10 protein-coding genes are annotated in these 12,859 nt (G+C 59.7%); 3 read left to right on the top strand and 7 right to left on the bottom strand.

Features of this window, described 5'->3' with window-relative positions; all coding sequences use genetic code 11:
* Positions 1 to 43: 43 nt before the first annotated feature.
* The 5 genes from AB4O12_RS01510 to aceK all read right to left on the bottom strand — a co-directional run bounded on the left by AB4O12_RS01510 (position 44) and on the right by aceK (position 8,458).
* A complete protein-coding gene (locus tag AB4O12_RS01510; protein ID WP_056783624.1) occupies positions 44 to 283 on the bottom strand; it encodes an anti-sigma factor family protein in 240 nt (79 codons plus the stop codon).
* Positions 277 to 888, bottom strand: a complete 612-nt coding sequence (locus AB4O12_RS01505; RefSeq protein ID WP_041478829.1) for an RNA polymerase sigma factor — start codon at positions 886 to 888, stop codon at positions 277 to 279. The genes AB4O12_RS01510 and AB4O12_RS01505 overlap by 7 nt, the downstream gene beginning before the upstream one ends.
* 135 nt (positions 889 to 1,023) lie before the next feature.
* A complete protein-coding gene (locus tag AB4O12_RS01500; protein ID WP_056783622.1) occupies positions 1,024 to 2,145 on the bottom strand; it encodes a beta-ketoacyl-ACP synthase III in 1,122 nt (373 codons plus the stop codon).
* A gap of 403 nt (positions 2,146 to 2,548) precedes the next feature.
* Positions 2,549 to 6,460, bottom strand: a complete 3,912-nt coding sequence (hrpA, locus tag AB4O12_RS01495) for an ATP-dependent RNA helicase HrpA (RefSeq protein WP_423662481.1) — start codon at positions 6,458 to 6,460, stop codon at positions 2,549 to 2,551.
* 276 nt (positions 6,461 to 6,736) lie between these two features.
* Positions 6,737 to 8,458 carry a bifunctional isocitrate dehydrogenase kinase/phosphatase gene (gene aceK / locus AB4O12_RS01490; RefSeq protein WP_071174703.1) on the bottom strand — a complete coding sequence of 574 codons (1,722 nt, stop codon included), beginning with the start codon at positions 8,456 to 8,458 and terminating at the stop codon, positions 6,737 to 6,739.
* Positions 8,459 to 8,672: 214 nt separating this feature from the next.
* Between aceK and AB4O12_RS01485 the strand changes: the two genes are divergently transcribed.
* Positions 8,673 to 9,581, top strand: coding sequence for a DMT family transporter (locus AB4O12_RS01485; RefSeq protein WP_056783615.1), 909 nt, complete (start codon positions 8,673 to 8,675; stop codon positions 9,579 to 9,581).
* 113 nt (positions 9,582 to 9,694) lie between these two features.
* On the opposite strand, the gene AB4O12_RS01480 is transcribed toward AB4O12_RS01485, so the two are convergent.
* Positions 9,695 to 10,558: a DMT family transporter gene (locus AB4O12_RS01480; RefSeq protein ID WP_095180660.1), complete on the bottom strand. Its 864-nt coding sequence runs from the start codon at positions 10,556 to 10,558 to the stop codon at positions 9,695 to 9,697.
* A 446-nt stretch (positions 10,559 to 11,004) separates the two neighbouring features.
* Between AB4O12_RS01480 and AB4O12_RS01475 the strand changes: the two genes are divergently transcribed.
* Together AB4O12_RS01475 and AB4O12_RS01470 are read left to right on the top strand one after the other, a co-directional pair.
* Positions 11,005 to 11,541 (top strand): hypothetical protein, encoded by a 537-nt coding sequence (locus AB4O12_RS01475; RefSeq protein WP_056783608.1) that lies wholly within the window; start codon positions 11,005 to 11,007, stop codon positions 11,539 to 11,541.
* Between the two features lie 43 nt (positions 11,542 to 11,584).
* Complete coding sequence (locus tag AB4O12_RS01470; protein ID WP_191622380.1) at positions 11,585 to 11,761, top strand: hypothetical protein; 177 nt, start codon at positions 11,585 to 11,587, stop codon at positions 11,759 to 11,761.
* A 46-nt stretch (positions 11,762 to 11,807) separates the two neighbouring features.
* On the opposite strand, the gene AB4O12_RS01465 is transcribed toward AB4O12_RS01470, so the two are convergent.
* The gene (locus AB4O12_RS01465; RefSeq protein WP_252868967.1) at positions 11,808 to 12,746 is read right to left on the bottom strand and encodes an aspartyl/asparaginyl beta-hydroxylase domain-containing protein; all 939 of its coding nucleotides are present in this window, start codon (positions 12,744 to 12,746) and stop codon (positions 11,808 to 11,810) included.
* Positions 12,747 to 12,859 lie beyond the last annotated feature (113 nt).

Here is a 12,859-nt window from a genome sequence, read left to right as displayed (position 1 = left end):
AAACAAGATCAAAAGATCGCAGCCTCGTTTCACTCGACAGCTCCTACAGGGGGTTGTCTTTTCGTCGTTGCTCGGCCAGGCGTTCGGCCAAGGCATCGACGTTCTCGTCCGGTTTGTCCGGCAGCGCCTTCAGGGTTGCCTGCATCACGCGCATCTGCCGCATGAAGCGCCGGCAGTTCGGGCAGAACAACAGGTGATGACGCACCATCAGCGTCTCGCGAAAGCTCAGTTGGCCGTCGAGATAATCGCTGGATCGTGCCACTTGCTCCTTGCAGGTCAACATTCTCCTGTCTCCTCAAAATGTTCCACGGTCGCAAAGACCTTCAAGCGTGCCCGGTGCAGCAGCACGCGGACATTGGAGAGCGAGATCTCCAGAAGATTACAGATCTCTTCCAGCTCCAGGCCCTGGCGTTCGCGCAACAGCAGGACACTGCTCTGCAACTCGGACAGACTCAGCAAGGTGTGCTCGAGGCATTCGCGCAGTTCGTTTTCGGTGAGTAGCGCTTCGGGGGTGTCCTGATGCCAGGCAAATGGCGCGACCAGCCAATGACCGTCGCTCGAGGAAAATCGATCATCACCGATGGTGCCGTGGGGCGATGGCAGGTCGTCGAGCAGGACCTCCCGGCGATTGAGCTTGTAGCGACTCTTGGCCGAATTGGCGGTGATGGTCAGCAACCAGGTCTTGAGGCTGGAGCGGCCTTCGAAGCTGGCCAGATGACGCACCACCGACAGCCAGGCATCCTGCACCACTTCCTCGACATGACGCTGGCCGACAATCGCGTAAGCCACAGCGCGCATGGCGCTCTGATACGTGGTGACCAGTTCCTTGAAAGCCTTTTGCTCCCCCGCCAGCAGGCGCGTGAGCAGTTGGGTGTCGTCAGCCGCCATCCATCAATCCCCTTGTCCGGACTTCGAAAATGAACGCGGCAGGTGTGCACCTGCCGCGACGTCCGAAAAATTACAGCGTTTCAATCGCTTCGGATGTAGGAAAGATCGACGCGATTAAGGGGAAATTAACCTGTTTCAGCGCTTGCGCAGCAACACGCTACCGATCGAATAACCGGCACCGAAGGAGCTGAGCACCGCCAGCGAACCCGAGGCCAGATCATCCTGATATTTATGGAAAGCAATGACAGAACCGGCCGAGCTGGTGTTGGCGTAGCTGTCGAGAATCACCGGGGCTTCTTCTTCGGTAGCTTCGCGGCCGAGCAGCTTGCGCACGATCAAGTGGTTCATACTCAGGTTGGCCTGGTGCAGCCAGAAACGCTTCACGTCGCCAACGTTGAGCTGGTTCTCTTCCAGGTGCTCGCCAATCAGCTCGGCGACCATCGGGCAGACATCCTTGAACACCTTGCGGCCTTCCTGCACGAACAGCTTGTCGCGGGCACCGATGCCCTCTTCCGCCGCGCGGTTGAGGAAGCCGAAGTTATTGCGGATGTTGTTGGAGAACTTGGTCAGCAATTTGGTGCTGACCACGTCGAACTGGTACGCGGAGGTCGCCAGATCCGCGCGTTCGATGATCACCGCAGTCGCGGCATCGCCGAAGATGAAATGGCTGTCGCGATCACGGAAGTTCAGGTGCCCGGTGCAGACCTCCGGGTTGACCATCAGGATCGCCCGCGCCTGGCCCAGTTGCACGCTGTTGGCGGCGGCCTGGATGCCGAAGGTGGCGGAAGAACACGCCACGTTCATGTCGAAACCAAAACCTTCGATGCCCAACGCTTCCTGGACTTCGATGGCGATGGCCGGGTAAGCGCGTTGCAGGTTGGAGCAGGCGACGATCACGCCGTCGATGTCGGCTGCGGTTTTGCCGGCTCGCTGCAAGGCTTGCTCGGCTGCGCCAACGGCCATCTGGCAGAGCACCGACCATTCGTCGTTGGAGCGCTCGGGCAAGCGCGGGGCCATGCGTTGCGGATCGAGGATGCCGTCCTTGTCCATGACAAAGCGGCTCTTGATGCCAGAGGCTTTTTCGATGAACGCAGCGCTGGATTCTGTCAGGGCCTGGACTTCACCGCTGGCAATGGCCTCGGCGTTATCGGCGTTGAACTGGGCGACGTAGGTATTGAAAGACTGCACCAGCTCTTCGTTGGAGATGCTGTTGGCCGGTGTGTACAGGCCGGTGCCGCTGATGACGACGTTATGCATGGTCGTTTCTCTAATCTGTTCAGGCAGAAAGTGCTGGAACCGTCGTACCAACACGCAAAGGGTCTATTCCCATCCGGGGGACGCAAACCTGGCATCGTTTTATTCCGCAGCGCGACACGGCCGAAGGCTCTGGGTCGCGAAACGGCGGGTTATGGTGGCGAAGTTTGCCATAAACCCGAGGTTTTGGCGCCGTTCTCAAGCACAACTGCCATTCACCATATGAACTCAACTCTGTGGCGAGGGGATTTATCCCCGTTCGACTGCGAAGCAGTCGCCAACCCACCACGCTCGGTATAGCTGATGAACCGAGGTTGCAGTTTTTGGGGCGGCTTCGCCACCCAACGGGGATAAATCCCCTCGCCACAAAGCCCGCTTTCACAGGGGGATTGTGTATGGCTGCAGGTCAGGGCTCGACCTGACTCCACTGTTTGCTCAGGCGCTTGTCGGAGATCGGCACTTTCGTCCCCAACTGCTGAGCAAACAACGACACGCGGTATTCCTCCAGCCACCAGCGGTACAACTCCAGCTGCGGATCACGCTTGCCTTCCTGCGCATGCTTGGCCGCGCGGGTCTGGTATTGCGCCCACAGGCCAGCGAGTTCGCCACTCCAGACGCGGTCCTTCTGCACCTGTGCACCGAGCTTCTCGAAACGCTGCTCGACCGCTTTCAGGTAACGCGGTAACTCTTTGAGCCACTGCATCGGCGTTTCGCGGACGAAACCCGGATAGACCAGATTGCCGATCTGCTGCTTGATGTCGTTCAACGCCACCGCTTGCGCCAGATCAATCTTGCCCTTGAAGCGTTTTTGCAGACCGTGCCAGATCTTGAGGATTTCCAGCGTCAGCCGCGCGACACGCTCGGCGTGCTCGGTCCAGTTGCCGCGTTTGCGTTCGGCCAATGTCGCCAATCCGGCGCCATCGCGGGGCAACGGGTCTTCACCTTCGAGAATGCAGCTGTCAAGGCTGGCCAGCAGAATGTCTTCGACCAGCGCATCGACGCGGCCCAGTTCGCGATACAGCAGGCCCAGTTCAGTCTGCCCGGGCAACTTGCCCCGGAGAAATTTCGCCGGCTCGGCCAGTTGCTGCATGAGCAAGCGCTGCAAGGCCCGACGATGCTGGAACTCGGCTTCGGCCGGGGTCGAGAAGCGCCCTTCCTTGACCGCGCCGCCCTCTTCCACCAGCGCCGGGTACACCGTCATCGACAGCCCGGCGATCTTCTGCTGGGTCTTTTCTGCTACCGGGGCAAAGACTTTTGCCTCGACCGGCTGCTGACTTTTCGCACTCTGCGGCACCGCCAGCGCGGCCTGGCTGGCTTCGGCGAAGCGTGCGGTCAGCTCAGCCAGATCGCGGCCTTCGCCAAGGAACTTGCCCTCGCCGTCGACAATTTCCAGGTTCATGCGCAGGTGGCTTTCAACCTGCTGCGCCGCTTCCGCCCACGCTTCATCGCTGACCCGCGCGCCGGTCATGCGCAGCAGCTCGCGACCGAGCGCTTGCGGCAGCGAACCTTCGGCGAAAGTCATGCGCTGCAACGCGGCCTTGATGAAGTCCGGCACCGGCACGAAGTTCTTGCGCAGGGCTTTCGGCAGGTTGCGCACCAGGGCAATGCACTTGGCCTCGATCAGGCCCGGTACCAGCCATTCCAGACGCTCCGGCGGCAGCATCGGCAGCAGCGGCGCCGGCACGCGCAAGGTCACGCCGTCGCGCGGGTGATTGGGTTCGAAATGGTAGGTCAGCGCCAGCTCCAGATCGCCGATGTGCAGGGTGTCCGGGTAATCACGGGCGGTGACTTCACTGGCCTCGCGGGCCAGCACGTCTTCTTCGCGCATGATCAGCAGCTGCGGGTCTTTCTGGCTGTTGACCTTGTACCAACTGTCGAAGGTCGCGGTCTGGTGGATCTCCGCCGGCAGACGCGCATCGTAGAAGGCGTACAAGGTTTCTTCGTCGGCGAGAATGTCGCGACGGCGAGCCTTGGCTTCCAGTTCGTCGAGCTGCTCGAGCAGTTTCTGATTGGCGCTCAGGCATTTGGCCCGCGACTGAATCTCGCCGCGCACCAGGCCTTCGCGGATAAACAGCTCACGCGACACCACCGGATCGACCGGGCCGTAATGCACCGGGCGGCGACCGACCACGATCAGGCCGAACAGGGTGATCTGCTCATAGGCTACGACCTGGCCGCGCTTCTTCTCCCAATGCGGCTCGAAATGGTTTTTCTTGATCAGGTGCCCGGCCAGCGGCTCGATCCAGTCGGCATCGATCTTGGCGACCATGCGCGCGTACAGCTTGGTGGTTTCCACCAGTTCGGCGGTCATCAGCCACTGCGGACGCTTCTTGCCGATGCCCGACGACGGATGAATCCAGAAGCGCCGTTGCCGCGCGCCGAGGTAATCGCCGTCTTCGGTTTTCTGGCCAATCTGGCTGAGCAAGCCGACCAGTACCGCTTTGTGCAGCTTCGGATAATCCGCCGGCTCTTTGTTCAGACTCAGCTGCATGTCGCGGCAGATCAGGCTCAACTGACGGTGAGAATCACGCCACTCGCGCAAGCGCAGGTAATTGAGGAAATTCTTCCGGCACCAGTTGCGCAGCGGGTTGGCGGTCAGCGCCTGACGTTGCTCTTCGAAACCACGCCACAGATTGACCAGCCCGGCGAAGTCCGAATCCGGGTCCTTCCATTGTGCATGGGCCTGATCCGCCGCTTGCTGACGCTCCGGTGGACGCTCGCGCGGGTCCTGAATCGACATGGCGCTGGCGACGATCAGCACTTCCTGCAAGCTGCCGAGCCTGGCCGCTTCCAGGAGCATGCGGCCCATGCGCGGGTCGACCGGCAAGCGCGCCAACTGGCGACCGAGCGGGGTCAGCTGACTGTTGCGATCCACTGCCGAAAGCTCTTGCAGCAGGTTGAAACCGTCGCTGATCGCCTTGCCGTCCGGCGGTTCGATAAAGGGGAACGCGGTGATTTCGCCGAGGCGCAGATGGAGCATCTGCAAAATAACGGCGGCGAGGTTGGTGCGCAGAATTTCCGGATCGGTAAATTCCGGGCGGCCGAGGAAATCCTCTTCGCTGTACAAACGCACGCAGATACCCGGTTCGACCCGCCCGCAGCGACCTTTACGCTGATTGGCGCTGGCCTGGGAAATCGCTTCGATCGGCAAGCGCTGCACCTTGGCCCGATAGCTGTAGCGACTGATGCGCGCGGTGCCGCTGTCGATCACATAGCGAATGCCCGGTACGGTCAACGAGGTTTCGGCGACGTTGGTCGCCAGCACCACACGACGGCCCGGGTGCGACTGGAAGATGCGCTGCTGTTCAGCCGGCGACAGGCGCGCGTACAGCGGCAGGATTTCAGTGTGCTTGAGCTGGGCCTTGCGCAGCATGTCGGCAGCATCGCGAATCTCGCGCTCGCCGGGCAGGAACACCAGCACATCGCCGGGGCTGCGCCGTTCGCTGCGCTCGTAGGCGGCGATTTCGTCGAGGGTGGCGAGAATCGCCTGATCGACGGTCAGGTCATCCTCGACCCGGTTGCCCTCCTCGTCCTGCTCAAGCGTCAGCGGCCGGTACCAGGTTTCCACCGGGAAAGTACGCCCCGACACTTCGACGATCGGCGCGTCATCGAAGTGCTTGGAGAAGCGCTCCAGATCGATGGTCGCCGACGTGATGATGACCTTCAGGTCGGGACGGCGTGGCAGCAGGGTTTTCAGGTAACCGAGGAGGAAATCGATGTTGAGGCTGCGTTCGTGGGCTTCGTCGACGATGATCGTGTCGTAGCGTTCCAGATAACGGTCGTTCTGGGTTTCCGCCAGCAGAATACCGTCGGTCATTAGCTTGATCAGGGTGTTGGCATCGCTCTGATCCTCGAAGCGCACCTGATAGCCGACCAGCGCTCCAAGCGGCGTGCCGAGTTCTTCGGCGACGCGACTGGCCACACTGCGCGCGGCGATCCGACGCGGCTGGGTATGGCCGATCAGACCGTGCTGGCCACGACCGATTTCAAGGCAGATTTTCGGCAACTGGGTGGTTTTACCCGAACCGGTTTCGCCAGCGATGATCAGCACCTGATGTTGCTCCAGGGCCTTTTTGATTTCGTCGCGCTTGGCCGCGATCGGCAAACTGTCGTCGTAACGAATCACCGGCAGGCTCGCGCGACGCGCCAGTACCTGATCACAGGACGCCTGCATGCGCGTCACCCACTGGGCCAGTTTGGCCTCGTCGGGTTTCTTGCGCAGTTCAAGCAACTGCCGCCGCAGCCGGTGACGGTCGGCGAGCATGGCGTGATCGAGGTTTTTCAGCAGTTTGTCGATGGAGGGCGATTCGTCGGTCATCGGGTAGGCAATTCGGTCGTCTATTTATGCAGGGGGCGGATTGTCGCAGATTTGGGGGGGTTGTGGCGTGTCAGGGGGATTGCGACCCTCACCCTAGCCCTCTCCCAAAGGGAGAGGGGACCGATTGGGGGATGCTTCAAAGGTACATCGACCTGAAAGAGCTTTGCCGAATCCATAATCGCCGAGCTCTTTCAGGTCGGCGTTTGACCCAAGACACCTCGGTCAGCTCCCTCTCCCCTCTGGGAGAGGGCTTGGGGTGAGGGGCTTTTAAAAGAGCTACTCGTTGTCGAGGCCCTTGCGCCGATATGGGAAGACGTCTATCACCTTCCCCGCCCGAATCGCCTCCTGCAAGCCCTTCCAGTAATCGGCGTTATACAACTCGCCATGCAACTGATCGAACAGCTTGCGCTGTCCGGCATCGGCAAACAGGAACGGTGGAAACTCTTCGGGAAACACGTCCAGCGGGCCGATCGAGTACCACGGCTCAGAGGCCATTTCGTCCTCCGGCGTGCGCGGTTGCGGGATGTGGCGGAAGTTGGCTTCGGTCAGGAAACAGATTTCGTCGTAATCGTAAAACACCACGCGCCCGTGACGGGTGACGCCGAAGTTTTTCAGCAGCATATCCCCGGGAAAAATATTCGCCGCCGCCAGCTGCTTGATTGCCAGGCCATAATCTTCAAGCGCTTCACGTACCTGGGCGTCGTTGGCATTTTCCAGATACAGGTTGAGCGGCGTCATCCGGCGTTCGGTCCAGCAGTGGCGGATCAGCACGGTTTCGCCTTCGACCGAAACCGTGGATGGCGCGACCTCTAGCAGTTCCTCCAGACACGCCGGATCGAACTTGCTCAGCGGAAAGCGAAAATCGGCGAATTCCTGGGTATCGGCCATACGCCCGACCCGATCGACGCTTTTCACCAGCCGATACTTTTCGATCACCGTGGCGCGGTCGACGTTCTTCGACGGTGAGAAACGGTCCTTGATGATTTTGAACACGGTGTTGAAACCCGGCAAAGTGAACACGCTCATGACCATGCCGCGCACGCCCGGGGCCATGATGAACTGGTCGTCAGTGTTGGCCAGGTGATTGATCAGCGCGCGGTAAAACTCCGACTTGCCGTGCTTGTAGAAGCCGATCGAGGTGTACAGCTCGGCGATGTGCTTGCCCGGCAGGATGCGCCGCAGAAATCCGATGAACTCCGCCGGCACCGGGACATCGACCATGAAATACGAACGGGTAAAAGAAAAGATGATCGACACATCGGCTTCGTCGGTGATCAATGCATCGATCTGAATGCCCCGGCCTTCGCGGTGCAACAGCGGAATCACCAGCGGCCATTGCTCGTCGCGGGTGTAGATGCGTCCGACCAGATACGCGCCCTTGTTGCGGTAGAGCACCGAGGAAAACAGCTCGACACTCAGTTCCGGGTCCTTGCACACCCAGTCCGGCAGGTTCTCGCGCAATTGCGCTTCGAGCCGCAGCAAGTCGCCGGGCAAATCAGCGTAATCCTCGCTGAAGCGGTAATCGGCGAAGATGCTGGCGAGCATCCCGGACAACTGGCCCTGCGGCTTGTACGTACGGGTTTGCGCGGCGCGGGCACGGCGCAGGCTAGGACGCGTGGTGTGGATGAACATGCAGCCGTCGCTGATCAGGTCGTGGCTGAACAGCCCGCAGAAAATCGAGTTGTACCAGGTTTCGGACAGCTCATCGTCGAAGCGCAGGTCGATGACACTGATATAGGCGCTTTTCACCAGCGGCCAGCAGCTGACGTTCATCAGGGTCTCTTCGTCGAAATACTCGCGCAGGCGAGCGACGGTTTCGCCGACCTTTTCCTCATACAGACTGATCCGCGCCGCCGACGCGGCCTGCGCCTCCTGCCAGCGCGCCTGTTCGAAGCGCTCCCGCGCGCCATCGGTGATGCGGCGGAAATGCTCGCGGTAATCGTCGAAGCCGGCGAGGATCATCCGGGCGATCTCGGTGGCTGGCCATTGCTGCGACATAAATGAAACCTCGGCGGGAATTCGGTTGGTCTGAGCTTAGTCACGGAAGCGCTCGCAGGAAAAGCGCAATTTCTGCCAAAACCGATACAGCGCTGACCGTTGACGGTGTTTCTCGCGCAGGTTAATCCCAAGACAGAATTAAAAGCCCGAATAGCGGTTGCCATGATCCGGACGCTCGGCAACACTCTCGTCCCGATCAAGGAAGGAGCCCGCCGTGAGCCCTGTCGATATTTTCCGCATGTTGTCGCTGGCCGCTATCTGGGGCGCGAGTTTTCTGTTCATGCGCATCATTGCCCCGGTGATCGGCACGATCCCGACCGGGTTCTTTCGCGTGTCGATCGCGGCTGCCGGGCTGCTGGTGATCCTTGGGCTGATGCGCATCAGTTGGGACTTCAAGGGCAAGCTGAAGACCGTGATGCTACTGGGCGTGATCAACTCGGGGATTCCGGCGACGCTGTATTCGGTTGCCGCCCAGGTATTGCCGGCCGGCTATTCGGCGATCTTCAACGCCACGACGCCGCTGATGGGCGTGTTGATTGGCGGTTTGTTCTTCAGCGAGAAACTGACGATTGCCAAGCTGGGCGGTGTGTTCCTCGGCCTGTTCGGCGTCGGCGTGCTGACACGCGCCGGTCCCGTGGCCTTCGACCTGCAACTGCTGATGGGCGCGGTCGCCTGCCTGCTGGCGACCACTTGTTATGGCTTTGCCGGTTTCCTCGCGCGGCGCTGGCTGGATCAGGCCGGTGGGCTGGACAGCCGTTTGTCGGCACTGGGCAGCATGCTCGGAGCGACGTTGTTTCTGCTGCCGCTGTTCGCCTACAGCGTGATCACTGCGCCGCCGGTCAGCTGGGGTGGCTGGCATGTCTGGCTGTCGCTGCTCGGCCTGGGCCTGGGTTGCACGGCGTTTGCCTACATCATCTATTTCCGCCTGCTCAGCTCGATCGGCCCGGTAAAATCGATGACCGTGACCTTCATGATCCCGCCGTTCGGCGTGTTGTGGGGGGCGTTGTTGCTGGATGAGCCGTTGTCGATGGCGCACATTTATGGCGGGGTGCTGATTGCGGCAGCGTTGTGGCTGGTGTTGAAGCCGGCGGTGGTGAGGCCTGCAAAGGTGTCAGTCCGTTAGATTTTCTGCCGCAGATATTCGCGAGCAGGCTCGCTCCCACAGAAAAATACATTCCAATGTGGGAGCGAGCCTGCTCGCGAAAGGCGGCGCAACAAGCGCCACCTGCCTATCGGCTATCCGGTTTTACGGAACACAAATACCAATCCAACAATAATCAGCAGCATTCCCAACACGCTCAACGCCGCCAGACGATTACCGAAAATCAGGTAATCCATCACTGCCGTCACCGCCGGCACCAGATAGAACAGGCTGGTGACATTCACCAGATTGCCCCGCGCGATCAGTCGATACAGCAACAGCGTCGCCAGCACCGACACCACCAGGCCCATCCATAACACCGGGACAATAAAGCCTGCGCTGTGCTCGAAGTGAAACGGCTGGAACGGTACGAACACCGCGCACAGCAACAGGCCGGCCAGGTACTGCACTGGCAGCGTACCGAGCGGATTGTCGGTGATGCGTTTTTGCATGATCGAGCCGAGCGTCATGCTCGCCAGCGCCAGCAAACCGAACAACATGCCAGCCCAGGACATTCCGGCCAGACCGATGCCCTGATAAACCACCATGATCAGCCCTGTCAGCCCCAGCGTCAGGCCGAACAGGCGGCTCGCCGAACGCTGGCGCTCCATCAGCACCACGGTGAGAATCGGCTGAACGCCCATCAGAGTGGCCATCACCCCCGGCGTGACTTTGCAGTCCAGCGCCAGCAGATAAAAGATCTGATAGGCGCCCAACAGCACCACGCCGGTGGCGATCGCAAACAGCATCGGTTTGCCGCCCTTGGGCAACTTGAGTTTGAGCAGCGGCGCCAGCAACACCAGCCCGCACAGGGCGATGGCGAAGCGAATCAGCAGAAAGGCAAAGGGCGAAGCATGGGCCAGGCCCCATTTAGAGAAAATCGCCCCGCTGCTCCACAGCAGAACGAACAGGCTCGTGGACGTCGCCGCGAGCGCGGATTGTTTCGAAAGGACAAACATGAATACCACCTGTAGTCAGGCAAGAAGCCAACTCAGCCGAAGCTGAAATTCAGTAGGTTTTTCTGGCGGGCGCGGGGTTCAGCAGAAACTGCCGATCAGCCCCGAACACCAACGCCCGGCGGCGAAACGACTGCGCACACCGGCGTGCTACTGACAGGTGGAGGGTAATGACTGATCTGCACAGGCTGCCGATTCCCGCACGGCACGACGCCAGCGTTGGCCGCTGAATCGACTACCGCGTTGATGAGGGATGCAGGCATGGATGCTGATCTTTATTGAGGAAATGAAGGCGTGAGCATGGCGCTCAAGCGGGCTGACTATAACCAGCCCGGGACACAGATTGCAATGACTTGGGCAATGGGCCGGTAGCGACAGTGCGGCGCCGGGTGGTTAGGGTTATTGGCGTGGCAACGGATTGTCAGGAGACATGGAATGCAAGAGATCATATGCCAAGGAAACGGACGTATTTGCGGTATCAGGTTTATCGGTCGGAGGCGAGGAAGCGGGCGGCAGTTACATTTGCGAAGCTACACAGCGAACTCGAGGCGCGCGCAATTGTTGACGTTGATTATTCCAAGGTTCGCTTCGAGGCTATTGATGCGTCCGCCATGAAAGCTTATGAGCAATGGCTCGATCCGCATTTCTGCTGGGAGGAAATTGTCCGATGGAAAGCCAAAGAACCAATGAGCTTCGATCTGGCAATCTGGTTTGATCGTGAACTGTGCGGACTTTGTTTCGCCAATCCGAACCAAAGCCGACTGAGAGTCAAAATTGTGCGTCTTGAGGGGCACCCAAACGAACACCCGCTCAAGGGCCGCATAGCGACCTTCGCCCTGACTGCCGTCACTCATTTCGCACGTATCATCGGCAGCCAGCAAATCGAAATTCAGGAGCCTCTTTCGGGAGCTATACCTCTATACCGTCAACTGGGTTTCGAATTCGACTCTGAGGGCCGTCTTGTGAAGCGTATTGACCAAGTCTAGTATCTGAGCACCTGCTCATTTAGTGATCAACGTGGGAGATCCCATGAAAGCTGTCGTTGAAAAGAAAGCATCAAACTTCAAATCCAGAAAGATGGAGAAAAAGCAGCCATCTGTTGAATTATCTGAAACCGAGATGCATCGCATCAGGAATGCACTGGTCAATCCAGCCGTTGAAGAGCCAAGCGGCGCATTAGCCGGGTCGTCCTTTTCCTTCCGCTAATGAAAAACCGCTCCCAAAGAGCGGTTTTCTATTGTCTGATCCAGCCTCAGCCAAACAACCAGTACCCCAGCATCGTCAGCACCAGCACCGCCAGCACCGGGCGCATTACCCTGTAGGCCTTGGGATGGCGGCGCTTCCACTGCTTGACCACGCCGCTGAAACGGTCGCTGAAGTTCTTGCTCCAGGCATAAGCCTGGTTGATGCCGCCAACGCGTTCGTCATCAAGATTCTGCGGCGCGGTGGCGCGGCCGAGCCAGCCGCTGATGAAGCGGTTGATCCGGGTCATCAAGCGGTTGCTCAGCGGACGTTCGATGTCACAGAACAGAATCACTCGAGTCTGAGCGGTTTCATTCTTGACCCAGTGCACGTAGGTCTCGTCGAACATCACGTCATCGCCGTCGCGCCAGGCATAGACCTGACCGTCGACGAAGATCCGGCAATCATCGGAGTTGGGCGTCGACAAACCGAGGTGATAGCGCAGCGAGCCGGCGAACGGATCGCGGTGCGGGTTGAGGTGACTGCCGCCCGGCAGCAGCGCAAACATCGCGCCCTTGACGTTGGGAATGGCGCTGACCAGCGCCACGGTTTTCGGGCACAGGGCTTCGGCCGATGGCAACGGTTTGTCGTACCACTTCAGATAGAAACGCTTCCAGCCTTTCTTGAAAAACGAACCGAAACCGGCATCGTTATTCTTTTCGGCAGCGCGAATGTAGCCTTCGTCGAACAGGTGCATGGCTTCGTCGCGGATGGTTTCCCAGTTGTCGCGCAGAACATCCAGTTCCGGAAACTTGCTGCGATCCAGATACGGTCTGGATGGCACTGCGGAAAACAGGTACATCAACGCGTTGTAGGGCGCGAACAGCGCGGAGTGGTTGACGAACTGGCGCAATACCGGCAAACGCGCCTTGCCGCGCAAATGCACATAGAGCGTGCTGCCCAGAAACAGCAACAGCACAAACGCCTTGGCGGCAAACGAAACGGTCATCAACAACTCCTTGAATAAAGACAACGCTGCGCAATGCCCTTTACCCGGCATGGCAGCCGGCCATGATAAACACTACCGGCCTGCGGAAAAACCCGCCTGACGCAAGATTCAGT

It is taken from the genome of Pseudomonas sp. S2_A05, assembly GCF_054668485.1.
This window is presented reverse-complemented; position numbering and strand designations above follow the sequence as displayed.